A 20,914-nucleotide genomic window follows, 5' to 3' on the forward strand; every position below is an offset into this window, starting at 1 on the left:
TTATATGAAGTTATAAGATTATATAACGGAATCAAGATTATTTGCTACTAAATAAACTTTTCAGTTAAATAAAGGTGGCTTTACATTCTTTCAGGTGTTTGTACGCCTAATAATCTCAATCCTTCTTTCAACACGATCTGAACAGCGGCACATAGTGCAAGTCTTTCATGCGTTTCTATACTATTTAAGATTTTCACATGTGCATAATACTGATTGAATTTATGAGATAACTTTAAAACATATTTCGAAATTGCAGATGGTTCTTTTCTGCGAAATGCCTGTTCAACAACTTCAGGAAATTCATTTAATACAGATATGATCTCCCAGCTTTCTGATTCGATGGACAACTCTGTCGGAACACTTCCGTTAAAATTCCCTTTATTTAATAATGTTTGTATTCTAGCAGCTGTATACTGCACATACGGCCCCGTGTCACCCTCAAATTTAAGCATCGTATCAAGCGAGAATTCCACATCGTTTCCTTTCTCATTTTTTAAATCATGAAAAATAACGGCGCCCACCCCTACTTGACGTGCGACATACTGTAAATCTTGGAGTTCAGGATTTTTACTTATAATATTTTGTTCTGCTAACTGCACTGCTTCTAAGATAACGGTTTCTAATAGTACAGTTCTTCCTTTTCGTGTACTCATCTTTTTACCATTCTGTAAAATAAGCCCGAAAGGAACATGATGCATGTGATCAGCCCAATCGTGTCCAAGCTTTTTCAATACGCGTTTCACTTGTTCAAAATGTAGAGATTGTTCGTGTCCGACAACATAGAATGCCTCGTCAAAGTCATAGGTCTTCTTTCTATAGATGGCAGCAGTAATGTCACGTGTAGCATACAGAGTGGCGCCGTCCGTTTTTTTGATCAAACACGGTGGCAGATCTTCACCTACTCGTACAACCTGGGCACCATCAGAAAGTTCTAACAAATTCTTTTCTTGCAGGGCTTTTACGGAAGCTTCCATTTTATCGTTAAAGTACGCTTCACCGTTATAAGAATCGAAATGGACATCCAATAATTTATAGATGTTCTGAAATGCTTCTAAGGATGCTTCTTTAAACCAGATCCATAATTCTTTTGCTTTGGGATCATTATCTTCTAATTTCTTAAACCACATTCTCCCTTCATCATTTAACGAAGGATCTTTTTCAGCTTCTTCATGAAAACGAACGTAAAGTTTAGTCAGCTCTCCGATCGGATTATCTTTTACTTCATTTTCCAAGCCCCACTTTAAGTACGCACAGATTAATTTACCAAATTGTGTACCCCAATCACCTATATAATTAATTTTAACTGTCGTGTACCCACATTTTTCACTGATCGCAGCTATTGAAGAACCAATTACTGTTGAACGCAAGTGTCCCATTGAGAAAGGCTTTGCAATATTAGGAGAAGAAAGATCTATAACGATTGTCTTTTCATTACCAAAACTATGATTTGCATAGTTGTTTTTCTCCTTTAATATTTGAGTTAACAGTGATACAGCAGCTACTTTCTTATTTAAAAAAGCATTCACGTAGCCTCCAACAACTTCTATTTTCTCAAACTCATCTTGACTCGTTCCACCAGCTAACGTTTTTGCGATTTCATTTGGAGACTTCTTGTAGATCTTAGCTAATTGAAAACAAGGAAATGCTAGATCACCTTGTTGAATTTGTTTTGGTTTTTCAATAGCGGCATCAATTTCTTCGAAAGATAGATCACTACCAATTTTTTCTTTTAAATAAGCTGCAAACACTTTTTTACCGTTCATTCTTTAACCTCCCTAAAAATAAAAAAATCCGCCTCTTCTAAATTAATAGAAGAGACGGATATTAACCGCGGTACCACTCTCATTGCCTAAAGGCCACTTGACTTGTTAACGGGAAGTCCCGGTTTGCTCTACTTCGTTTTCAAGCAAACATTTCCAAAGTGCGCTTCGTCTGAAAGTTGTGCAAGGCTTACACCAATCCCTTGCTCGCTATAAACATCCTTACAGATTACTCTCTTTTTCATAAATGTTCTGACATATAGTTTTTCATATTATATGAAGGTAAAAGTAAAAAGTCAACTTATTCCTTTTTATCAAAATCCAAGTAATCTCTCATTCGTTTAATGTATCGTTTTAACCGAAATAATGTTTCAGTTCGTAAATACTTTGAGTTGAAGGCAGCAGTAACTGCTGGGACCGATACAAACACTCCATGCTCAGTTACTCTTACCGGTATTACACCTGTATAGATTGTTTCTCCACTGCTTCTATATAAAAGCTCTGTTGAAACCAGTACAATTTTTTCTTCGCTTTGCTCTCCTGGCAAAACAGATTGAACTTCAAAAAGAAATTGAACACTCATAGTTTCTCCTTCACGTATATTAGTTATGTTTTATGATATAATGCATTGTCTCGAATTGACAGTTTAACTACTAAAGGAAGTATGCAGATGATACAGACTTATTCGTTAAGAGATAAATATAAAAATTTCTTTATACTAGTGATTCCAGTCTTGATCACACAGTTAGGTTTATATGCCATGAACTTTTTAGACACCGTTATGAGCGGCCGAGCTGGTGCTAATCAACTAGCAGGTGTCGCTATCGGATCGAGTTTATGGGTTCCTATCTTCGTTGGACTAAATGGTATCCTAATGGCATTAACACCCATCGTTTCACAGTTAGTAGGTGCTAAAAACACAAAAAATGTGCCACGGTCAGTTATGCAAGCAGTTTATTTATCAGTCGTAATATCTGTCATCGTTGTTGTTTTAGGATCATTGGTGTTGGATCCTGTTTTAGGAGCGATGACTCTTGAAAAAGAAGTGGAGCACGTTGCAAGAGGCTATTTAATCGCACTCTCTTTCGGCATCATGCCTCTGTTTTTATACGGAGCACTACGCTCTTTTATCGATGCGCTTGGTCAAACTAGAATTACAATGTTCATTACTCTTGTCGGATTACCGGTGAATGCGATCTTTAACTACCTATTTATTTTTGGTAAAGGTGGTTTTCCGGAGTTAGGCGGTATAGGTGCAGGTGTAGCAACTGCTATAACTTATTGGGTAACCGCAATTTTAACTGTTATAATCGTAGTTAAAGTGAATCCATTTAGAGGATATAAACTGTTTCGAAACTTCTATAAACCTTCTTTAACAGCTTGGAAAGAACAGTTGAAGATCGGGGTTCCAATTGGTTTAGCCATCTTTTTTGAAGTAAGTATATTTGCGGCAGTTACCTTGTTAATGAGTGATTTTAACACAATAACCATTGCAGCTCACCAAGCTGCACTTAACTTTGCTTCATTCCTATATATGCTGCCACTAAGCATCTCTTTTGCGCTTACGATTGCAGTTGGTTTTGAAGTTGGTGCAAAACGCTTTAAAGATGCAGCACAATATAGCTATATCGGAATTGTAACTGCAGTGGGATTTGCCCTAATCCTTTCAGGTTTGTTAGTGATTTTCGATGAACAAGTAGCGAGAATGTATTCAAACGAACGAGAAGTCATTCAACTCACGACTTCGTTCTTATGGTATGCGGTGTTCTTTCAACTGGCTGACGCTATAGGTGCTCCAATACAAGGTGCATTAAGAGGCTATAAAGATGTAAATGTGACATTTATGCTTTCATTCATCTCTTACTGGGTGCTTGGTCTACCAGTTGGATATTACCTAGCTAATTTCACAACTCTCGGTGCCTATGGCTATTGGATCGGATTAATATCAGGTCTAACAGCTGGCGCTATCATTCTATTTGCTCGATTAAAATATATACAGTCACATTCTTATTCCTTTTCTGAACAAAAATAAACCAGCCGAAGGCTGGTTTATTTTTGTTCGAACAGAGTGAGATACTCTTCATACCCTTTTTCTTTTAGTTCGTTCTTCGGAATAAACCGGAGTGCTGCAGAATTGATGCAATATCTTAATCCCCCTCGATCTCGAGGACCATCTGTAAATACGTGTCCTAAATGAGAATCTGCATCCTTACTTCTTACTTCCGTTCGGATCATACCGTGAGACAAGTCTTCCTTCTCTTCAACAGTTGATGAACGAACAGGTTTTGTAAAACTTGGCCAACCACAGCTGCTATCGAATTTGTCTAATGAACTGAAAAGAGGCTCCCCAGAAACGATATCCACGTAGATTCCTTCTTCTGTATGGTTCCAAAATTCATTTTGAAAAGGAGGTTCTGTTGCATCTTTTTGTGTAACGTTATATTGCATAGGGTTAAGAGTTTTAAGTATTTCTTCTTTTTGCCCAATATCTACCCAGTGTGATTTGATAAAGGCATCTCGTCCTGAGCCTTGGCGATAGCGCTTGTAATGAAAAGGATTCTTTTTATGATAATCCTGATGATATTCTTCAGCTGGATAAAACGTACCAGCTGGTATAATTAAAGTTGCGATTGGCTTGTCGAATCGGCCGCTCTCTTCTAATTCTTTTTTTGATTTCTCAGCAATCGTTTTTTGTTCTTCATCATGATAAAAAATGGCAGTACGGTACGAATCCCCACGGTCATAAAATTGTCCGCCAGTATCTGTAGGATCAATTTGTTTCCAAAAAACAGAGACGATTTTTTCATACGAAATGATGGATGGATCAAATGTAATTTGGACTGCTTCAAAATGGCCAGTTGTTTCACTGCAGACTTCTTTGTAAGTCGGATTCTCCTTGTGACCACCTGTATAGCCCGATTCTACAGAAATGATACCTGGCCACTCTTCAAATGGTGTGACCATACACCAAAAGCATCCTCCAGCAAAAGTAGCTTTCGCATAGTTACTCATGAAATCAATCTCCTTTTTCATCTGTTTGTTTCATCATATAAGAATGTTCATAAAAAGCCTAGGAAAAGGCTCTTACCCTTTTTTTACAATGGGACCTGATGTCACTGGTGTCTTAATTGGTGCAGGCGGTGTCCCTTTATTTTGCTTTCGTGTGTTTTGCAAGAAGTAATAAAGTCCGGCTAACACGATAGCACCTCCACTCCATTGGGAAAGAGTTAGTGATTCATCAAGATATAGATATGCTAACAATGTGGCCCCTACAGGTTCACCTAATATTGCCATTGAAATCGTAGCAGCTGTTACGTATTTTAACAACCAATTGAATAACACATGTCCAAATATTGTTGGTATGATAGCAAGTAGCAGGAAGATTCCCCACTCTTTCTCAGGATACCCAGTCATCGGAATAGCTAATGTCAAATTGTATATTCCAAATACTATAACTGCTACTAAAAATACCAAAAAACTATAAAGCGTAGCAGGAAATGTCTTAAGAAGCTTTTGACCGATAAGCATATGAACTGCAACTACAATCGTCCCTAGAATGGATAAAACATCTCCTTGAATATGTTTTAATGAGATGCCAATATCTCCCCAACCAATCATTATAGCTCCAACGATCGCAACTACCATTCCGATTATCGCAGCCCTTGACGTTTTTTCTCGAAACGCTATATAGGCTCCAATCATTACAAAAACAGGCTGCAATGAAAGCAGTATCGTAGAACTTGCAACGGTAGTTAATTTCAAAGACCCCATCCAGAACAAGAAATGAAGAGCTAGAAAAGTTCCTGATAAAAATAACAAAAAGCCATCTTGCCAAGTTAATTTTTTCAAAAAGTGAACTTGTTTCCATACAAATGGCAGCATCAAACATAATGTAAATAACAATCGATACATTCCTTGAACAGAAACAGGTGCATCTGACCATTTAACAAAAATAGAAGAAAACGATATTGCGATGATCCCAATCACTAAGGGAATAAATACAGGTATCTTTAGTGAATTATTATTCAAGTTGTCACCTTTCACTTTCTAGGCATATTTATGTTATTATCTATAACTATACTTTTACTTAAAAAACATGTTAAAGGAGGATATATGAAAAAAAGATATATAATCTCCTTGTTTGCTTTGCTGTTGGTCATAAGTGCAGCCGGATGGTATTATTATCCACAATATAAAATAAACCAGATCAAGAAACAATCTGTGATCGATCAAAACGCTTCTTCAGATTCTAAACAAATTACTTATCTTGATCATCTTAAAAATTCTCCAAAATCCACTTTGAATCACCTTGTGTTAGGCGATTCAGTAGCTGAAGGAAGAGGCTCTGAGGAAGGTGGGTTTGCTAGCAAAGTGAATGAGAACCTGCAGAACTTAACAGGAAAAAGCATTATTCTCGAAAATCAGGGTGTTTCCGGTTTTACAAGTCAAGGTCTACTGAATCAACTGGACATTCCAGCCGTTCAGAAATCTGTAGAGAAAGCAGACATCATTTCAATAAACATTGGCGGTAATGACCTCGTACAAATCGCAAAGAAACAAGGTCCACTAAAAGCAATACAAAGTTACGATGATGTTAAATCTGAGTATCAGCAAAACTTAAATGATATTTTTAAAAACATCAGGAAACATAACCCTAACGCGATTTTAGTGTTAAATGAACTGTATAACGTTGTTAATGCTGAACAAAAATATTACCCAGCTACCGAAAAGCTATTGAATGATTGGAACTTAATCGCTTACGAAACAGCACTTTCATACAAACCAGCTTTAGTTGTTCCTGTTAGTGATGCCCTTCAAACGGATGATATGGATAAATGGCTATTCGATACTATCCATCCAAATGAAGAAGGGTACGATCGAATCGCTTCCAAAACCGTTACAACGTTCCAAAATCAATCTTATAAAGAGGCACAATAATGGTCAGAAGAACTGCACAATGCAGGCAGTTCTTCTACTACCCCATTCCAATGTATAATCTGCGGTAGAAAATAAAATGTAATTGCTTCAGATAATTTTTGTAACACACCTTCTGGATCGTGCAAAATAACAATTTTCTTATTACCTAAAGCGATTCCTAGTTCTGTATGGCACCCTTTTCCACCAGGTAAGATTACGATCGTTACATCAGCTTCCATGACTGCTTTATATTCTTTTATGCCTATTTCAGTCAGATCTTCTTTCGTCTCTGCTCTATCGTTAACAGTCCAATCATAAGTGAGCTGCCAATGAAGTTTATTTTGCAGATCTTCACCTAACTTTTTTACACGTTCTATATTTTCAAATCCCGAAGCAACATAAAATTTCATTCAAGCTCCTCCTTTGTTTCTTATGTAAAAATCATATTACAATCCAGTGGAATTGGATATAACGACTTGCATCTATTTGTGAACATGTTAACATAGTATTTTATAAATAAGTAAAATCATTGAAAGAGGGGTTGCATGTTAAAATACAGAAATATTACTTTTATTGGTGCAGGTTCAATGGCAGAAGCAATGATATCAGGATTGATCAACAAAGCCGAAATTTCTCCTGATCGAATCATAGCCGCGAACCACACAAATGAAAACAGAAGAATAGAACTAACTAGCAGATATAACATTACGACAACATCAGTTCAAGAACTCTCATTAACTAACACAGACGTGATTATTCTTGCGGTAAAACCAAAGCAAGCGGAAGAAGTACTTCAACAACTTAGACCCGCACTTCAAGATCACCATGTCATTTTATCCGTTCTTGCCGGAATTTCAACAACGTATATAGAGGAGATTCTCAACCGATCTTTACCTATCATTCGTGTGATGCCTAATACTTCAAGTATGATTGGTGAATCCATCACAGGTATTAGTGCCGGTAAGTATGTGAAAAATGAAGATTTGGATTTAGCTCAAGAATTATCGAAAGCTATTGGCAAAGTGAAAATTATATCTGAGAAACAGATGGATGTCTTTACTGGTATAGCCGGTAGTGGACCTGCTTATTTTTATTACTTGCTTGAACATATGGAAGATGTCGCTGTGGAAAACGGGCTCGATCGTGAATTAGCTCGAGACATTGCGGCACAAACACTTTATGGCGCAAGTAAGATGGTTATGGAGTCCGATGACTCACCAGCTGAACTCCGAAAGAAAGTGACATCACCAAACGGTACGACTGCAGCTGGACTTGACGCGCTTGCAGAAAATGGCGGTGGTGTTGCTATTGAAAAAGCGGTAGAACACGCTGCAAAACGTTCAAGGTCACTTAGAAAAGAATTTGAAAAAGTTCCAGTTATGTAAAAAATTCAAAGAGGATCTGTCATTTTTTTGACAGCTTCCTCTTTTTTGTTTAATGATTGAACTTTTTTTAAAAAAATATAAAACGTGTACGGTACGTGAAATTTTTTGGTTTTTCAATTGAAACACCGTTTATTCGATTTCAATGAAACCTAACTCAAACAAAGAAACAGCTATTACTTGATAACCTTTTTTGTTTGGATGAATGGTATCAAAGCAAACTAGCTCACTTTCTCTACCTTCGAACACACTATACAAATCCGCTACTTTCACATTAGGCATCATCTCATAACTTTTGATTAGATCGTTAAACATATTTACCCACCTCATAGCTTTAGTCCATTTAACGTAAGGGTTATATAGCGTACAGATTCTAATGATAAACGGCTCTGTTGAATTTCTTTTTATTTTATAAATTTTTTTGAAGATTTTGTTCAGATTTTTTTTGCAATTTTCAAGCGCGTGATCGATCAATTTCTCTTCTTTCGTAAACATATATTTAAAAGCTGCGTGAATAAGATCATTACCACCAGCTGTGATTAAAATAATCTTTGAATGTTTAATGGACCGCTTGACCTCTTTATCTTTTAAAGAACTTAATATTTCTTCAGAGGTTGTTCCCGTAACAGCAAAATTTTTTACTGAAATTTGCTTATCAAAAGTGGTTTGTGTGAAGTTTACATACCTTCCAACATATCCTTTACCGAAAACTGGTGCCCCTACTCCAACAGTTAAGGAATCACCTATCGCTGTTAATAACCATTCATATGAAGTATGATCATCAGACATAATCCCTTATCCTCCTTTTCGAAGCACACATTTCTATTATTAAAATATGATGTGTTTTAAATTTGGACAGGGCGTTTTCATCACTTCCAACAAAGGGTTATGTCCCTTTTTCATTCGTTGAATATACATATATAGAAACTATTTTGAGGTGATTTTTTTTGAAAGAGAAATCTGTAAGAATGTTCCCATATGGCGGATACGACCCTTTTACCACACCTACTGCAAAGGGATATGCAAATAGCCAAACGGCACCCGGCAGACCGCCATACGCACCTGCAGCTCAAGCTCCAGCAATGCCACAGCAGCAATATTCACAAGGATTAACTCAAACGCCATTCATGCCATATATGATGCCAATGATGCCACCTGGTGCGATACCACATCCAATGATGCAAGGTATGCCTTTTAATCAGCAGCAGAGTCAAGGTAATCAAAATTCGATGAGTATGATGCCGAACAATCAAGGATCTGGACTTAACTTCGGAAAAATGATGGGCGGGGCTAATCAAGTGATGGGGCTTGCACAGCAAATGGGTAACATACTTTCCTTCTTTAAATAGAAGCCTTATCAAAGGTTTCTATTTTTTTTGAGCAACTTATAATATTGATTGAAAAGAAACACAGACTCTATCTTGTGAAGACCAGACCAGTAAGTACTCCATATGTAAGATGAGGGTCTATAAACCAACTTCATTTGCTTAAATACATATTCTGCATCTTCGAACCAATCTAATGATTTATATGGTCCATTAAAGGTTAGCTTCCAGACATCAAGAAGAAATGGACTATAAATTTTTTTGTTTTTTTTTATTTTAAAGAAAGAGAGCTTTTCTATAGGAAACTTTTTAGGCGGAGAATAGATAGCTGTAAAACTATCTTGATCATAATCACTCCGGGAACCTGTATGAGGAAATGTATTCGCAAACTTGTGTATTCCATCTAAATATTCTGGCAGAAATAATGTGGTATATAAGTTTTGTCCCAATTGAATCCTTTCATCAAGAACCTTAAAGTGATTCATGTTTTTTCCTAGTGAGTATTTCAACGGAGATGTGGGAAACAAAATTTGAGAGAGCTTCAGCCATTCTTGGAATCGATATGTCATTGAATGTAATAATTTTGAATACTCTTCTGTATGAACAAGCATTTTTTCAATATGACTTTGTTCATTTATGATTTGGGCTACGGGTAATAAAAAGCTCTGATCTTCTCGGCGGAAGTGAACCTCCCAAACCCCTTCTATAAAAGGTGAAATATTAAAATGATGACATAGATAAAACAAAGATATCCCCGTTTTTTTACTCTCTTCATATAGAAGCAATTGAGGATAAGCATCCTCAAAGATCATACTATTCCCCTTTTCAAGCATTTCGTACAATTTCTCTATAAATGTCTCCTCAAGAATGTGAGGTAAGAACTCTCCTTTTAGATCACTCATAAAATATCCAGCGTTTCTTGAAACCATATGAGCTAAAAATGACCATGTGATCTCAGGATGTTTGTTATAAAACGTTAGATATGCTGCAGTACGTGTAACGTTATTCTTGTTATTGCGTTTAGTCTCTTTTCTGATTCTTTGAACTAACTCTTTGTTATTGCTTTGAAGATTAATCTTAATTGCATCATCTCTTCTTTTCATTTTCCACCATTCATTTTGAAGGAGTAACTTCTGTTCTTTACTAATTTCCCAGACCACTTTTTCTTTATGGAAAAATGGAATAGCATTCATAATCATTTCGAATGGGATGAGTGTTAATTTTGTAAATATCCGTTTTGAAGTAACCAATCTTAACACCCTCCTTTTCTTTCAATGTATGAAAGTAACGTAAATAAAAACACCCTTTCCATTTCTAAAAGGGTGTTTGCTATATACGATATTATTTAGTTGCGACGCCACCTGATAATAAAAACTTCATGGCATCTTCTGGTTTTATATCAAGAACTTTGACTTTGTCTTTAGGAGCTAAAAAAGTAAATCCTGCAATCTGAAACGTCTGAGGAATATAAACAGCAACGTGATCTGCTAACTCGTCACTTAAGCTGCTTACATCTTCTGTCGTAACAAAACCAATACTTTTTAGATTTAGCTCAGGATATTCAATCAGAACAACCGTTGAAAAAGATCTTTTTTCTCCAAACAGGGAGTGGATCGTATCTTTTATTACAGAATAAATCGTTTTAACAAATGGCGTTTTCTCTAGCATGCGATCAATAAGACTAAATATTTTTCCGGATACATATTGAGTAGACATCCAGCCTAAGACTGTGATAAGAACGATCGTCGTGATGAGTCCGATCCCAGGGATATAGTCTTCTTTTAAAACATCCTTTAATAAATTACCAAGGATGCTGTCTAGAAATCCAAAGATCTTATAAATAATATAAACTGCGAGCACGATCGGTAATATAGTCAAGAGACCATTAATAAAGTACTTGAGTAATTTTTTCATGTTTTCCTCTACAAGTTAAGATTAATTAACGACAGACGTATTCTTTTTAATTTGTTTCTTAAAATGGTCTTGCAGTTTAGTCGTTACAGGACCAATGTCGTACGATTTACTCGCTGAGCCTAAAAGTTTTATAACTGGTGTAACTTCCATCGTTGTACTTGTAATGAAAACTTCGTCTGCGTTTAAAAGGTCATCTACAGAAAATGCTTCTTCAATCACTGTAATCCCATTTTCTTGTGCTAATTTAATCACAATTTGTCTAGTGATACCATTTAAGATCAGATTCGTACTCGGATGTGTTTTCAATGTTCCATTTTTAACGATAAATACGTTTGAAGAAGACCCTTCTGTTACCGTTCCATCTCTGTGTTGAATCGCTTCTTGACAGTCAAAATCTGCAGCTCTCCGCTTTGCCATAACATTACCTAGAAGATTTAAGCTCTTAATATCACATCGAAGCCAACGGATATCTTCGGTAAGATAAGTTGCGATCCCGCTAGATTGAGATGCTGCAATATTATCAAGCGAAACAGATTTTGCAAAGCCTGAAACAATGCTTTGCATATTTCTTTCATAAAGATGATTTCTAGGTGCCACTCCACGTGTCATCTGAATATACACCATTCCATTTATGATGTTGTTTCTACTAATCAATTCCTCTGTAAGCTTTTTAAAGGTTGAAATATCATAAGGCATTGCAAGTTCTAGTTTCTCTGCACTCTGTTCGAACCTCGTAAAATGTTCATGAAATGCAAATGGTTTCTTGTCGTAAACAAAGACCACTTCATAAATTCCATCTCCGAAAAGGTAGCCTCTGTCTTCTGGATCAACTGAAATCGATCCATCTTTAATAATTTGGTCATGATACAAAACGTATGAATTTTCCATGATTTTACCACCCCATTTATTTATATGTATACAATTGAGCTTTCATCTACTTTAAATGAAAACGAGAGTGCCTTCAAGAGTCTCTTTTTAATGTATTCACTGTTACTTCTAAAATAGTTTATATTTCATTCGTCGCATGCAGTTGGTATGTATGCATCTTCCACTTCAATCAAGAGAAAAGAATTAGAAACTTAAAAGCATGCATTCAAACAAAAAACCGCTATTTATAAGCGGCTCATTCTCATTATTGCTTTACAGTTTTGACAACTTTATGATCCTCTACTGTAACGATATATAACTCTTTATCCATTTCGATCAAGAAGTCATTATCATACTGTTCTTTCAACTCTTCTTCAATCTTAAAAGGCTTCTTAAAATGCTCGTCGATTACATTTAATCGATCTTTTCTTTCATTTTCGCGATTAATGGTATCATAAACAAAATATGCTAAAAATACGATACCTAATGAGATGATGATCTTCGCCGTTTTACTCAAAGTTATGTATCCCCTTCCCCTATATCCAAGAACAAGTATAACCTAAAAGAGACAAAACAAAAACACCTGGTTTCCCAGGTGCACTACTCTTACTTCTTACTTCCACCACGTATCGTGAATGGATGCAGGATGGTTTCTTTTATGCTTCGTTTGAATATACCTTTTTTCAATTTTTTCTTTAGATGACGAAGAAACTTCTTTTCCTTCCAGATAGTCATCGATTTCTTCATATGTTACTCCGAGTGCTGTTTCATCAGGAATCAGAGGCTTATCGTCTTCAAGGTCAGCAGTAGGTACTTTTAGATAGATACGTTCCTCTGCACCTAGTACTTTTAGCAACTCTCTTCCTTGTCTTTTATTTAATCCGTACAATGGAACGATGTCACATGCTCCATCACCATGTTTTGTAAAGAAGCCTGTTATCGCTTCTGCAGCATGATCTGTACCAATGACCAAACATTGATAAGCCCCTGCTATATCATATTGTACTTTCATTCTTTCACGTGCTTTCGTGTTTCCTTTTAGGAAGTTAGAAAGTTCTTTTTCGGTCGCCTTCATAAATGCACTCACTGAAGCGTCTACAGCGGGTTTAATATCGACTGTTAAAGATACATCAGGCTCAATAAATTTCAATGCACGTTGAGCGTCTTCTTCATCTTTTTGTACGCCATACGGAAGTCTAACCGCTACAAAAAGATATTTTTCTCCCGTTTCATCACTCAGTTCATTCATAGCAATCTGAGCTAATTTACCTGCAAGACTTGAGTCTTGTCCACCACTGATGCCAAGAACATATCCTTTTGCACCAGATTTTTTTACATAGTCCTTTAAAAACTGAATCCTAGATTGAACCTCTTCTTTTGCATCAATTTTCGGTTCCACTTTCAAATCTGAAATTATCTGTTTTTGAAGTTCCATTTCTATCGCCACCTTTTTTGTTTATACACCTTTAATGGAGCTTATAGTCTTTTTCTAGTGAATACAAACAGTCCAAAGAGCGTTTTGCCCAAGGACTAGCATCCGCTTCTAACTTCTTTATGTACTGATCTAAGGCATGTTTTAATGATTCTTTATATGGGGGAAGTTCACCGACAAATGTCTTTATCGTATGTATGGGCACCCATGTTTTCTCTCCATAACTTAGCGCTCTTCTTTCCTGGAAAAAAGGGACATCCGCTTGTTTAGGGTTGTGAAGATCACCTTGCCAAGGGTGTGTTTTTACTGCTAGAACTTCAAATAACACCATCTGGTTACGCTCTTCTCCTGCTTTTCCTATATACTGCCCGGTTTTATAACTTGCGAGTACTAGTTTTTCAGAATTCATCCTTTTTCGTCTCCTTCATCGCTTGGATTTCATTAGACACTACAAAGGCAAGGTCTTCATTACCAAATAACGATAAAACTTGAAGTACAGTTTCATGAGGAATGTGCTCTGCTTCCTCCATTGAAACAGTTTGCTCTAGCATATGCATCACATACTCATTATTACTTTGGTCCGGATACGCTTTAAGGTAGACAACTTTAGGATCGAGCTTATTATTCACACACCATTGTGCGTATATGATAATCATCATACCTTCATCTTTTTGATAATTGCTTATCACTTGTTCAGAAATTTCGTTTGCTTTATTATTCATCTCTTTCACCTCTTTGATCACTCTTTTCAAAACTGTTGTTATATCCATTTTTCAATTGAAACGCGTCTAGAAATACCTCATCTATATACCGTTAACTTTAAAACAGGAAAATAAAAAAAGCCAGCATTATCACTGGCTTTGTAGCTTAAACAGTTTGTTGTTCTTTTTGTTCAGTCTCATAACGGTTACGCGGGTGATCTAAACATTCTTTCGAACAAGAACGCTTATGCTTCACTTCACACTCCGTACAGCAAACATGTTGTTTATTACATTCTGGGTTTGCACAGTTCACGTAACGATCTTCTGTTTTTCCGCAATAATAACATGTAGCGATCACAACATCTTCATCTGTACGGTTTACGGGAACTGAGATACGTTCGTCAAACACGTAAAGTTTACCATCCCAAAGCTTCCCTTGGACTTCATCGTCTTTACCGTACGTTACGATTCCGCCCTCAAGCTGTGATACATCTTGAAATCCTTCTTGTAAAAGAAAGCCTGAGAACTTTTCACAGCGGATACCGCCTGTACAGTACGTTAAAACTTTTTTATCTTTAAACTGGCTTATATTTTCGCGTACCCATTTTGGAAAGTCTCTTGATGCTTTTACATCTGGACGAATGGCACCACGAAAGTGGCCGATCTCATATTCATAGTCGTTACGACCATCAATTACGATTACATCTTCATCTTGTAGCGCTTCATAAAATTCTTTTGGAGACAAACGTTTACCTGATAACTGGTTCGGGTCAACATCATCTTCAAAGCGCCATGTTACGAGTTCCTTCTTATGACGAACAAAAATCTTTTTAAATGCATGTTCTTCAACTTCATCTATTTTAAAAACAATATCTTCAAATCGTGGATCTGCTTTTAGATGATCCATATAGATTTGAGTCTGTTCATACGTTCCTGACACTGTTCCATTGATTCCCTCAGGAGCAACGATGATTCTTCCTAAAAGACCTAAATCTTTACAAAACTTTAAATGTTCGTCTTTAAAGCTCTCTGGATCATCAATCGGAACATACTTGTAATACAATAGTACTCTCATTTTTTCTGACACAATTAATCACCAACCTGCAACGTTAGTTTATTTTTGCGACGCCAAATAAAAAACCACCGGTCCCAATAGCCTTCCCCGTGGTGAGTACCGGCCTAACCGATATTCGAGATATTTAATTGGAAGTGGCGCGCCCACCAGGATTCGAACCCAGAATACGAGAGCCGAAATCTCGTGTGATATCCATTTCACTATAGGCGCTAATTACGTCACGAATAATATCATAAGCTTTTTCTAAGAATAATACAAGTGTTATTTACATGAATTAAATAATAAATCCTTAATTTACCAAATGAAGTGAATCCATTTTTTCTTCTATACTTTCATATACAGTAATGACCGGTTCTTCTGGATGCCATTTGAACACACCTTTTTCACCATTTAAAATTGCTGGGAAATGGAGTGTAGAAGAGAAAGCATCTTCAAACCAAACACCATGAGACAAAATATTTGAAATAAACATTTCAGCTTCAAGTTCCATAAATTGAATTCGTTTTTCCCATGAAGCTTTTTCTTCTGCATTCAACTGAGGTTCGACTTGCTGATAGGATTCATACCACAAATCAAATTCTCTTTGTAAATTATGTAGAGAATCAAACTCTTTTGAGAGGACTGGAAGCAATTGATTAGCTTCTTCTAATGTATAGCGCTTCATTACATCGTACTCCTTCATCTTCTTGTTCGTATTATATCAAATGATAAATACTTTGCACACAAAAATGACAAGAAGAAAACCTTTTGGATCACCAAAAGGTTAAACGGTAAGACATATTTCTTTTTTTGGACTCTTTAAGTCTAAATAAAAGTCTCTAACTGTTCCATCTTCAAGTAGTTCTGGAAAATCTCTTCTGTATTCAGAGCTGATTAATATTTGCTCAACTAGATCTACAGATCCTTTTCTAAGCAGAAGCCTTAATGTCAACCATTTATCTCGTTTTGATTTCAGATGAAATTTCGTAATAAACAACATGATTCTATCATCGCATGTGAACGTTTTTTCCTTTTCTTTTCGTAAATTAATTTGAGATACCGTTTTCATAGAGAACACCCTCCCTTTAATTTGCGAGCTCTTAATACCATTATTATTCAGTTTTTTCTGAAATATACTTGTCCATCCTAGAAATCTAGTTTTTTTTGGACGGGTATTAGTAGAAAAGCCTGCATTTGCCTCATCAATCTTAATTTGATTAAATATGTTTATAAGCAATTAACTAGGAGCTGTGTTTAATGAAAAAACATCAAAAAGAAATCGTACTCGGTAATTTTCATTCAATACTGACGGAATCTGAAACATGGAGGATCGGAGGTTTTCCGCTTCCAGATGGATCTTTCCATGAGTTTAGAGAGCCTGAGGCAGTTGTTATCGTTCGAAATGACGACCTGTATGTTAGAGCAAATCCATTCACTAGATCCCACCCTTCTGTTCAGTTCTTAGATAATGCAAAACACATGTATTACTCAAATGAACCGATCAGAGTGCCCCAAGATGGAACAGTCGACTTTCAATGGAGAATGCGTTCACGTCCGATCGGAACGAATGCGAATGATTTGTATGATGGTTTTGTTTCTGTAAACTTATTAGATTTTACAACAGGAGCAGCACTTGATTTTTTTGTAGGTAACGATAAATATGCTAGTGTCTACGCTGTGCTCCCTTTTCCAGGTGTCTCAGTACCTGAGACAGATAGAACAAGATACTTTTGTATCTTTAAAGAGGAACAAGAATTTAATCAAAGAGAATGGAACGAATATCAGATCTCTTATAACCGTTCAGCTGATGAAGTGAATTTCTTCCTGAACGGAAATCTTGTTCGAACAGAAAAGGATGTTCCGATCAAGTTTAATGAGTTTACAGTAGCATTAGGGCTTATGACCGAGAAAGACTTATCCCCTGAAGGAAGTACTTCACTTCATGGGCAAGGGATAATCGGTGAATGGTCACCTATGAAAGTATTGATGAGTGAATAGTACAGAAATCGGCTAAAAACCTTAAAGGTCTGCAGGATGCGGGCCTTTTTTTATTTATTCTATAAATACTTTGAAAATTCCTTTTTTTGCGACAGTTTTATATAATAAGTATTGAGTAATTAAGAGAGGAAGCGGCAAAATGTCCCAAAATATTGTGTTGGATTTAAACGAGATCACACTTCAGATGGTACAGCATTATTTTGAGAACGGTGACTTAACATCAGTTGAACTGGTCATGTTTTATCTAGATCGCATCTCTAACTACGATAAACAAGGACCTATGATCAACTCCGTATTAGAGATCAACCCTGATGTCTTATTCATTGCAAGAAGTCTCGATTCAGAAAGACAGAACGGAAAAATTCGCGGACCCCTACACGGTATTCCCGTCATCATAAAAGATAATATCGACACCTCTGATAAGATGCATACGAGTGCAGGTTCTTTGGCTCTAGAAAACCATTACGCCAAAGGTGATGCTTTTGTCGTTAAGAAGTTGAGAGATGCAGGTGCAGTTATCATCGGAAAATCAAATATGACGGAGTGGGCAAACTTCATGGCATACGATATGCCCAACGGATTTAGTTCGCGAGGAGGTCAAGTACTGAATCCATATGGACCAGGTGTATTTGATGTGAGTGGATCAAGTTCAGGCTCTGCTGCTGCTGTAGCCAGTAACTTTGCTGTACTCGGCATAGGAACGGAAACTTCAGGCTCTATCCTTTGTCCCGCTGGAAATAATAATATCGTTGGTATAAAACCAACTGTTGGTTTGGTCTCTCGATCAGGTATCATTCCGATTTCAATCAGTCAAGACACTGCTGGTCCCATGGCACGAAATGTTAAAGATGCTGCGATCCTCCTTGAAGCTATACAGGGAAGTGATCCACTAGATCCTGCAACATTATCTGCTCCAAAGAATTCAAGCTATATAGAAGGTTTAGAACTAGCCACACTAAAAGGAAAACGATTTGGTGTAGCGTATGAATTTTGCATAAAGCATTTAAATCAAACACAGAGATCAGTCTTCGATGAAGCTTTAAAGCTCATAGAGGATGAAGGTGGAGAGATTATTTATTTAGAACAGATCTCACCTTTTGAGAATATTGAATCAGGTTATAAAGTTCTCTTACACGAATTTAAATCTAGCCTCAACCATTATTTACGCACTGTTTCATCAGAGATCAAGATCTCCTCTTTATCGGATGTTATCCATTTTAATGAACAGAATAAGGAGAAGTGTTTAAAGCACAACCAAGAGCTGTTGTTAGAAAGTAATATGACTGACGGGACTTTAACGAGTCCAGAATATCTTTTTGCTAGATTGAACGATCTTGAGATGACACAGAAAAAAGGAATAGATCTTGCAATTGAGAAACATAACTTGACTGCTCTCATCAGTCCAAATGACGTATGGTACGCTATTCCTGCCAAAGCAGGATATCCTTCCATTTCAGTTCCTTCTGGGTTTGATGAAGACGAGATGCCACTTAGTGTTATTTTTACTGGGGAAGCATACTCCGAAAAAAAACTGATCCATATAGCTTATGTCTTTGAACAGAAATCTAATAAGAGAGTTCCTGTAGTATTCTAATAGATACTGATGATTTAATTTCCTTAATAAAACAAAGGATGAGCCTTCTTGTAAAGGCTCATCCTTCTATTTAAAGCTCCTTATGTTATAAGTTAGGGCTCTACGTTATGTTATCCTACTACTCGTCTTAACGCAGAAATTGCATAATCTATATCTTCATCACTAACATCATAATGAGTTGTTAATCGGATCTGACCTTCACCGAACGATACGGCAAGAACTCCCTCTTGCTTTAGTCTTTCTAAAAACTCTTCATTCGTCTGACGTGTATTTTCTATATTGACGATTACAATATTAGTATGTGGTCTATTAACTAAATCTAATCCTTTCATATCTTCGATGGAATCTGCTAACTTTCGTGCCCTATCATGATCTTCAGCTAAACGGTCGACCATCTTTGTTAATGAAATAATACCACTAGCCGCTAAGAAACCTGCTTGTCTCATCCCTCCTCCTAAACGTTTTCTCCACTTACGGGCTTTTTGGATAAATTTCCGGTCTCCCGCAAGAATTGAACCTACAGGTGAACCTAATCCTTTTGATAAGCAGAACTGTACAGAATCACAATATTGGGTAAAATCCTTCACATTCTTGTTCGTTGCAACGACTGCATTAAAAAGTCTCGCACCATCGATGTGAACAGGAATTCCTGCATCTTTAGCCACTTCATATACGCTCTTCATATTCTCTAATGAAACAACAGACCCACCTGAACGATTATGTGTATTCTCAAGACAAATCAACGATGTTTCTGGAAAATGGATATCTTCAGAACGAATCGCATTTTTAACTAAAGCGGAATCCATCTCTCCTCTAACACCTGCTATGACTCTTGGCTGAACCCCTGCTAATGCGGAGATAGCAGCTCCTTCATAAAAGAATATATGAGACTCAGATTCAACGATAATCTCATCTCCTGGAGAACATTGAGCCAGCACCGCCAATTGATTTCCTTGTGTTCCACTTGTTACAAACAAAGCCGCTTCTTTCCCAGTAATCTCAGCAGCCAAGTTCTCAAGCTTGTTTATCGTTGGATCTTCTCCATATACATCATCACCAACAGTAGCTCTGTAGATAGCGTCTCTCATTTCTTTAGTCGGTTGTGTCAACGTATCACTTCTAAGATCGATCATGCTCCACCTCATCCTGTTTTTCTTTTTATTGTCTTTCTATTTATCATTCAATCACACCATACAAAAAACTGGCATTTCGTTTTAAGACAGAAAATCCTAAGTCATTAAACTTTGTACTACTTTTGTTATCTTTCATGACAACTCGTTCGGAAGCAACTCTTTTTGCTTCTTTTATGGTAGCATCTGTTAGTTCACTATAATCAGCACTGCTCTTTAACCCTTGAATGCCTGGTGATGCAATCGTTGACTCGAACATCGGATCAAAATAAACCACATCAAAACTGTTATCGTGCTGTTTCTTTAAAAATTCGTAATGATTTTCATGCACCACTTCTATCCTTCTCATTGATTCATTCATCACTTCAGAGTTAGAATCCCACACTTGAAGACCACTCTTTACTACAAATGAAATCGCTTTGCTGCTCTCTACTCCGACTACAGCACCAAATCTACCAACTACTAAACTTGCAACGATCGCATCAGAGGCAAGGCCAAGCGTGCAGTCTAAGATCCTCATCCCCTCCTTGAGTCGCGACGCTTCTATAAAAGCATCTTTTTCTCCTCGAAGGATCTGTTTAACACGAAACATAGAAGAATTGGGATGAAAAAAGAAAGGAGTGCTTTCGTCTTTTGGATGATACGAAATTTTGTCCACTCCAATCATAAGAACATGGTCATCATATTTACCGATTAATGATGAAATGGAGTGGTTATCTCTATCCACAAACATCCCGTCAATCGAGTCGGCAACTTCTTTTGCTTTGTTTTTTAATCGTGTTGCATTTTTTCCAGCTGTCGTAATGATCATTGTTCTCACCTGTCTGTTTTATTATGTAC

At 36.8% G+C, this 20,914-nt stretch carries 24 protein-coding genes, 1 tRNA gene and 1 other annotated feature; of the genes, 6 read left to right on the forward strand and 19 right to left on the reverse strand.

Annotation, left to right across the window (positions count from 1 at the left end; translation table 11 throughout):
• Window positions 1-80: 80 nt before the first annotated feature.
• Window positions 81-1,763 carry an arginine--tRNA ligase gene (argS, locus tag P4V41_RS13865; protein ID WP_328085635.1) on the reverse strand — a complete coding sequence of 561 codons (1,683 nt, stop codon included), beginning with the start codon at window positions 1,761-1,763 and terminating at the stop codon, window positions 81-83.
• Window positions 1,764-1,810: 47 nt separating this feature from the next.
• Window positions 1,811-2,014, reverse strand: a binding site (T-box leader).
• A 47-nt stretch (window positions 2,015-2,061) separates the two neighbouring features.
• Entirely contained in the window at window positions 2,062-2,343 is a 282-nt protein-coding gene (locus P4V41_RS13870; protein ID WP_328085636.1) for a hypothetical protein, read from the reverse strand.
• Between the two features lie 87 nt (window positions 2,344-2,430).
• Between P4V41_RS13870 and P4V41_RS13875 the strand changes: the two genes are divergently transcribed.
• Window positions 2,431-3,792 carry an MATE family efflux transporter gene (locus P4V41_RS13875; RefSeq protein ID WP_328085637.1) on the forward strand — a complete coding sequence of 454 codons (1,362 nt, stop codon included), beginning with the start codon at window positions 2,431-2,433 and terminating at the stop codon, window positions 3,790-3,792.
• 17 nt (window positions 3,793-3,809) lie between these two features.
• Here P4V41_RS13875 and msrA read toward each other — a convergent pair whose 3' ends face one another.
• Window positions 3,810-4,772: a peptide-methionine (S)-S-oxide reductase MsrA gene (gene msrA / locus P4V41_RS13880; RefSeq protein WP_328085638.1), complete on the reverse strand. Its 963-nt coding sequence runs from the start codon at window positions 4,770-4,772 to the stop codon at window positions 3,810-3,812.
• A gap of 72 nt (window positions 4,773-4,844) precedes the next feature.
• Window positions 4,845-5,789: a DMT family transporter gene (locus P4V41_RS13885; RefSeq protein ID WP_328085639.1), complete on the reverse strand. Its 945-nt coding sequence runs from the start codon at window positions 5,787-5,789 to the stop codon at window positions 4,845-4,847.
• A gap of 84 nt (window positions 5,790-5,873) precedes the next feature.
• On the opposite strand from P4V41_RS13885, the gene P4V41_RS13890 reads away from it, so the two are divergent.
• Window positions 5,874-6,698, forward strand: a complete 825-nt coding sequence (locus tag P4V41_RS13890; protein WP_328085640.1) for a GDSL-type esterase/lipase family protein — start codon at window positions 5,874-5,876, stop codon at window positions 6,696-6,698.
• Here P4V41_RS13890 and P4V41_RS13895 read toward each other — a convergent pair.
• A complete protein-coding gene (locus tag P4V41_RS13895) occupies window positions 6,680-7,087 on the reverse strand; it encodes a group-specific protein (RefSeq protein WP_328085641.1) in 408 nt (135 codons plus the stop codon). The two genes, P4V41_RS13890 and P4V41_RS13895, sit on opposite strands and share 19 nt — an antisense overlap.
• A 135-nt stretch (window positions 7,088-7,222) precedes the next feature.
• Here P4V41_RS13895 and proC point away from each other — a divergent pair, with 135 nt between their 5' ends.
• The gene (gene proC / locus P4V41_RS13900) at window positions 7,223-8,062 is read left to right on the forward strand and encodes a pyrroline-5-carboxylate reductase (protein WP_328085642.1); all 840 of its coding nucleotides are present in this window, start codon (window positions 7,223-7,225) and stop codon (window positions 8,060-8,062) included.
• Between the two features lie 129 nt (window positions 8,063-8,191).
• Here the strand turns inward: proC and P4V41_RS13905 are convergent, their stop codons facing one another.
• The gene (locus P4V41_RS13905) at window positions 8,192-8,848 is read right to left on the reverse strand and encodes a GDSL-type esterase/lipase family protein (protein ID WP_328085643.1); all 657 of its coding nucleotides are present in this window, start codon (window positions 8,846-8,848) and stop codon (window positions 8,192-8,194) included.
• A gap of 158 nt (window positions 8,849-9,006) precedes the next feature.
• Here P4V41_RS13905 and P4V41_RS13910 point away from each other — a divergent pair, with 158 nt between their 5' ends.
• Window positions 9,007-9,408 (forward strand): hypothetical protein, encoded by a 402-nt coding sequence (locus tag P4V41_RS13910; RefSeq protein ID WP_328085644.1) that lies wholly within the window; start codon window positions 9,007-9,009, stop codon window positions 9,406-9,408.
• Between the two features lie 8 nt (window positions 9,409-9,416).
• Here the strand turns inward: P4V41_RS13910 and P4V41_RS13915 are convergent, their stop codons facing one another.
• From P4V41_RS13915 to P4V41_RS13965, 11 genes are all read right to left on the reverse strand, one after another.
• Window positions 9,417-10,634, reverse strand: coding sequence for a DUF2515 family protein (locus P4V41_RS13915; protein ID WP_328085645.1), 1,218 nt, complete (start codon window positions 10,632-10,634; stop codon window positions 9,417-9,419).
• Window positions 10,635-10,725: 91 nt separating this feature from the next.
• Complete coding sequence (locus tag P4V41_RS13920; RefSeq protein ID WP_328085646.1) at window positions 10,726-11,298, reverse strand: DUF502 domain-containing protein; 573 nt, start codon at window positions 11,296-11,298, stop codon at window positions 10,726-10,728.
• Window positions 11,299-11,319: 21 nt separating this feature from the next.
• The gene (dat, locus tag P4V41_RS13925; RefSeq protein ID WP_328085647.1) at window positions 11,320-12,186 is read right to left on the reverse strand and encodes a D-amino-acid transaminase; all 867 of its coding nucleotides are present in this window, start codon (window positions 12,184-12,186) and stop codon (window positions 11,320-11,322) included.
• A gap of 244 nt (window positions 12,187-12,430) precedes the next feature.
• A complete protein-coding gene (locus P4V41_RS13930) occupies window positions 12,431-12,682 on the reverse strand; it encodes a hypothetical protein (RefSeq protein ID WP_137789510.1) in 252 nt (83 codons plus the stop codon).
• 96 nt (window positions 12,683-12,778) lie between these two features.
• Complete coding sequence (gene nadE / locus P4V41_RS13935; protein ID WP_328085648.1) at window positions 12,779-13,600, reverse strand: ammonia-dependent NAD(+) synthetase; 822 nt, start codon at window positions 13,598-13,600, stop codon at window positions 12,779-12,781.
• A gap of 31 nt (window positions 13,601-13,631) precedes the next feature.
• Window positions 13,632-14,006: a kinase-associated lipoprotein B gene (locus P4V41_RS13940; protein ID WP_328085649.1), complete on the reverse strand. Its 375-nt coding sequence runs from the start codon at window positions 14,004-14,006 to the stop codon at window positions 13,632-13,634.
• Window positions 13,996-14,319, reverse strand: a complete 324-nt coding sequence (locus P4V41_RS13945; RefSeq protein WP_328085650.1) for a hypothetical protein — start codon at window positions 14,317-14,319, stop codon at window positions 13,996-13,998. Before P4V41_RS13945 ends, P4V41_RS13940 begins: the two co-directional genes overlap by 11 nt.
• Before the next feature lie 145 nt (window positions 14,320-14,464).
• A complete protein-coding gene (locus P4V41_RS13950; RefSeq protein ID WP_328085671.1) occupies window positions 14,465-15,373 on the reverse strand; it encodes a rhodanese-related sulfurtransferase in 909 nt (302 codons plus the stop codon).
• A 135-nt stretch (window positions 15,374-15,508) separates the two neighbouring features.
• A tRNA-Arg gene (locus P4V41_RS13955) sits at window positions 15,509-15,583 on the reverse strand.
• A gap of 79 nt (window positions 15,584-15,662) precedes the next feature.
• Window positions 15,663-16,037: a DUF2203 domain-containing protein gene (locus P4V41_RS13960; protein ID WP_328085651.1), complete on the reverse strand. Its 375-nt coding sequence runs from the start codon at window positions 16,035-16,037 to the stop codon at window positions 15,663-15,665.
• Between the two features lie 99 nt (window positions 16,038-16,136).
• A complete protein-coding gene (locus P4V41_RS13965; RefSeq protein ID WP_328085652.1) occupies window positions 16,137-16,421 on the reverse strand; it encodes a hypothetical protein in 285 nt (94 codons plus the stop codon).
• A gap of 188 nt (window positions 16,422-16,609) precedes the next feature.
• On the opposite strand from P4V41_RS13965, the gene P4V41_RS13970 reads away from it, so the two are divergent.
• Together P4V41_RS13970 and P4V41_RS13975 are read left to right on the forward strand one after the other, a co-directional pair.
• Window positions 16,610-17,350 carry a DUF6081 family protein gene (locus P4V41_RS13970; protein WP_328085653.1) on the forward strand — a complete coding sequence of 247 codons (741 nt, stop codon included), beginning with the start codon at window positions 16,610-16,612 and terminating at the stop codon, window positions 17,348-17,350.
• A 139-nt stretch (window positions 17,351-17,489) separates the two neighbouring features.
• The gene (locus P4V41_RS13975; protein WP_328085654.1) at window positions 17,490-18,944 is read left to right on the forward strand and encodes an amidase family protein; all 1,455 of its coding nucleotides are present in this window, start codon (window positions 17,490-17,492) and stop codon (window positions 18,942-18,944) included.
• Window positions 18,945-19,054: 110 nt separating this feature from the next.
• Here P4V41_RS13975 and ltaE read toward each other — a convergent pair whose 3' ends face one another.
• Window positions 19,055-20,077 carry a low-specificity L-threonine aldolase gene (gene ltaE, locus P4V41_RS13980; RefSeq protein WP_328085655.1) on the reverse strand — a complete coding sequence of 341 codons (1,023 nt, stop codon included), beginning with the start codon at window positions 20,075-20,077 and terminating at the stop codon, window positions 19,055-19,057.
• Between the two features lie 43 nt (window positions 20,078-20,120).
• Window positions 20,121-20,885, reverse strand: a complete 765-nt coding sequence (locus P4V41_RS13985; protein ID WP_328085656.1) for a class I SAM-dependent methyltransferase — start codon at window positions 20,883-20,885, stop codon at window positions 20,121-20,123.
• Window positions 20,886-20,914 lie beyond the last annotated feature (29 nt).

Source organism: Fictibacillus nanhaiensis, assembly GCF_036213205.1.
Classification (GTDB): domain Bacteria; phylum Bacillota; class Bacilli; order Bacillales; family Fictibacillaceae; genus Fictibacillus; species Fictibacillus nanhaiensis_E.

Excerpts from the sequence above, each read along its gene's own strand:
- P4V41_RS13975 (WP_328085654.1), top strand. The coding sequence starts at position 17,490 with ATGTCCCAAAATATTGTGTTGGATTTAAACGAGATCACACTTCAGATG.
- P4V41_RS13985 (WP_328085656.1), bottom strand. The coding sequence starts at position 20,885 with ATGATCATTACGACAGCTGGAAAAAATGCAACACGATTAAAAAACAAA.
- msrA (WP_328085638.1), bottom strand. The coding sequence starts at position 4,772 with ATGAGTAACTATGCGAAAGCTACTTTTGCTGGAGGATGCTTTTGGTGT.
- P4V41_RS13950 (WP_328085671.1), bottom strand. The coding sequence starts at position 15,373 with ATGAGAGTACTATTGTATTACAAGTATGTTCCGATTGATGATCCAGAG.
- P4V41_RS13870 (WP_328085636.1), bottom strand. The coding sequence starts at position 2,343 with ATGAGTGTTCAATTTCTTTTTGAAGTTCAATCTGTTTTGCCAGGAGAG.
- dat (WP_328085647.1), bottom strand. The coding sequence starts at position 12,186 with ATGGAAAATTCATACGTTTTGTATCATGACCAAATTATTAAAGATGGA.
- P4V41_RS13970 (WP_328085653.1), top strand. The coding sequence starts at position 16,610 with ATGAAAAAACATCAAAAAGAAATCGTACTCGGTAATTTTCATTCAATA.
- P4V41_RS13960 (WP_328085651.1), bottom strand. The coding sequence starts at position 16,037 with ATGAAGCGCTATACATTAGAAGAAGCTAATCAATTGCTTCCAGTCCTC.
- P4V41_RS13965 (WP_328085652.1), bottom strand. The coding sequence starts at position 16,421 with ATGAAAACGGTATCTCAAATTAATTTACGAAAAGAAAAGGAAAAAACG.
- argS (WP_328085635.1), bottom strand. The coding sequence starts at position 1,763 with ATGAACGGTAAAAAAGTGTTTGCAGCTTATTTAAAAGAAAAAATTGGT.
- P4V41_RS13940 (WP_328085649.1), bottom strand. The coding sequence starts at position 14,006 with ATGAATTCTGAAAAACTAGTACTCGCAAGTTATAAAACCGGGCAGTAT.
- P4V41_RS13895 (WP_328085641.1), bottom strand. The coding sequence starts at position 7,087 with ATGAAATTTTATGTTGCTTCGGGATTTGAAAATATAGAACGTGTAAAA.
- P4V41_RS13875 (WP_328085637.1), top strand. The coding sequence starts at position 2,431 with ATGATACAGACTTATTCGTTAAGAGATAAATATAAAAATTTCTTTATA.
- nadE (WP_328085648.1), bottom strand. The coding sequence starts at position 13,600 with ATGGAACTTCAAAAACAGATAATTTCAGATTTGAAAGTGGAACCGAAA.
- proC (WP_328085642.1), top strand. The coding sequence starts at position 7,223 with ATGTTAAAATACAGAAATATTACTTTTATTGGTGCAGGTTCAATGGCA.
- P4V41_RS13920 (WP_328085646.1), bottom strand. The coding sequence starts at position 11,298 with ATGAAAAAATTACTCAAGTACTTTATTAATGGTCTCTTGACTATATTA.
- P4V41_RS13905 (WP_328085643.1), bottom strand. The coding sequence starts at position 8,848 with ATGTCTGATGATCATACTTCATATGAATGGTTATTAACAGCGATAGGT.
- P4V41_RS13945 (WP_328085650.1), bottom strand. The coding sequence starts at position 14,319 with ATGAATAATAAAGCAAACGAAATTTCTGAACAAGTGATAAGCAATTAT.
- P4V41_RS13890 (WP_328085640.1), top strand. The coding sequence starts at position 5,874 with ATGAAAAAAAGATATATAATCTCCTTGTTTGCTTTGCTGTTGGTCATA.
- ltaE (WP_328085655.1), bottom strand. The coding sequence starts at position 20,077 with ATGATCGATCTTAGAAGTGATACGTTGACACAACCGACTAAAGAAATG.